This is a genomic window from Anaerosporobacter sp. (assembly GCF_965301125.1).
Map to the genome: position 1 here is coordinate 1 of NZ_CBDLAM010000369.1, position 1782 is coordinate 1782.

A 1782-nucleotide genomic window follows, 5' to 3' on the forward strand; every position below is an offset into this window, starting at 1 on the left:
CATCATCCAGTACAATGGATGAAACACCAATAGTAATTGCATCATCGGATGAAGTATTAAATATCTTCATAATAGATAGATGTTCATAATTAGTATTTAGTTGATCATTAATACTTGATACTACCATTCTATCACCTTCCAATCAAAATTCTACTTCATCTTACCAGATATTACACTTAGTTAGTACACATTATACTAAATTCCTCATTTGTTGACAAGTCTAAATTTTACTTTCTTTCTATAACCTTAACATTTTCCTTGAAGAAACATATCTTAATATATATCTTATTATGAATTGAGGTATCTTATGAGAAACTATGTTTACCCTGCACAATTGCAGACACAATCAATGGGTAAATTATTTGTTCGTGTAAATTCCCAGGCAAACTTAAGACCAATAGAGAATGCAACCGTTAGAATCTCACGTACTGGTGATCCAACCAATGTAATCGAAGAATTAAAGACCAATTCTGTAGGCAGAACAGATTCAATCGAATTACAAGCACCCCCATTAGACTACAGCTTAGAACCAGAATCCGCACAGCCATACTCTGAATATACATTACTGATTTCAGCTCCTGGCTTTGAAGATTTGACTGTTTCAGGTGCACAGATTCTTCCTACTGTTACTGCTGTCCAGAATACGCAACTTTTACCAACTACAGATATACCTGAATCAACTGAGTTATATGTAATTCCACCTCATACTTTGTATTACGAATACCCACCAAAAATTGCTGAAGATGAGGTTAAAGACGTAAGGAGTACTGGCGGTATCGTTCTTTCTAAAGTAGTTGTTCCAGAATATGTAGTCGTTCACGATGGCCCACCATCCGATAGTTCCGCTAAAAATTACTACGTTCTCTATCGAGATTACATCAAAAATGTAGCTTCCAGCGAAATCTATGCGACTTGGCCAGAAGCTACTATACAAGCAAATGTTTTAGCAATTATGTCATTTACTCTAAATCGTGTTTATACAGAATGGTATCGTAATCAGGGCTATAACTTTACAATCACTTCATCTACTGCCTATGACCATAAGTGGATGCCTGAGAGAAACATCTTTGAGAATATCTCTATTGTCGTTGATAGTATCTTCAATAACTACTTATCAAGACCAAATGTTAAACAACCAATCTTAACACAATACTGTGATGGCGTTAGAGTTCAGTGCCCAAATTGGATGACCTAATTGCAAAAAGGGAGGCATTAACTTTCTGTCTTCATTGCTTCAATTGCACTGATCTTTGTCGCTCTCTTAGCTGGAAAATATCCTGAGATTACACCAACCGCAATACCAACACCTGCTGCTAAGAATGGCAACCAGATAGGAATTATAGAGAAGCTTGTTGATACTTTACTATCATACATTACGGATGTAGATTTCATCAATGCACTAAATAAAGGACCACCGTATTTATTAATGCAAAAGGATGCAATATAGCTAAGAACGATACCAATTATTCCACCGATTAAACCAATCATCCCGGCCTCAAACAAGAATAACTTTTTGATATCCGTAATACAACATCCTAACACTTTCATTACACCAATTTCTTTTGTTCTTTCATATATTGACATAATCATAGTATTTGCAATACTGATAGCCGATACTAACATGGCAACCGCACCAACACCACCTAGTACCATTTGCATCATATTAGAGGTCTGTTCTAAGGGTTCAAGATAAGAATTTAAACTTTCTGTTTGATAGCCCAACTCTTTAATCTTTTTTTCTACCTTACTAACATTCTTAACGTTATCTACATTCAATTGAAT

1 protein-coding gene and 1 pseudogene are annotated in these 1782 nt (G+C 35.2%); one reads left to right on the top strand and one right to left on the bottom strand.

From position 1 onward, the window contains the following. Window positions 1-307: 307 nt before the first annotated feature. A pseudogene (locus ACW2QF_RS20055) lies at window positions 308-1192 on the top strand (peptidoglycan-binding protein); the annotation flags it as partial. A gap of 20 nt (window positions 1193-1212) precedes the next feature. On the opposite strand, the gene ACW2QF_RS20060 reads toward ACW2QF_RS20055, so the two are convergent. Then, on the bottom strand, window positions 1213-1782 hold a 570-nt coding region (locus ACW2QF_RS20060), incomplete at its 5' end, for an ABC transporter permease (protein WP_455717786.1).